We start from the raw sequence: 232 nt of genomic DNA on the forward strand, positions 1-232 counted from the left end.
CCCGGAGAGGGCTTCAGACGGGGTCGATGGACCCCAGGGTGGGGACGACCTCCTCGATGGAGCCGTCGGCCGCGAACACCAGCCGGTCCAGGGTCGATTCGCGGTGCGTGCCGTCGCCGCGCGGCGTTCCGGGGCCGGGAACCGCGAAGCGGTGGTAGCAGATGAACCAGTCGTCGGTGCCGGGGACGTTCACGACGGTGTGATGGCCGGTGGCGAGGATCCCGTACTCGGG

Annotated in this window: 1 protein-coding gene; it reads right to left on the reverse strand. The window is 71.1% G+C overall.

Going from position 1 to position 232, the window contains the following annotated elements; genetic code table 11:
- Positions 1–13: 13 nt before the first annotated feature.
- Positions 14–232 (reverse strand): family 43 glycosylhydrolase (locus AOK15_RS39020; RefSeq protein WP_157870509.1); only part of this gene is annotated, 219 nt, incomplete at its 5' end.

It is taken from the genome of Streptomyces ossamyceticus, from assembly GCF_001418475.1.
In the GTDB taxonomy this organism is placed as follows: Bacteria; Actinomycetota; Actinomycetes; order Streptomycetales; family Streptomycetaceae; genus Streptomyces; species Streptomyces ossamyceticus.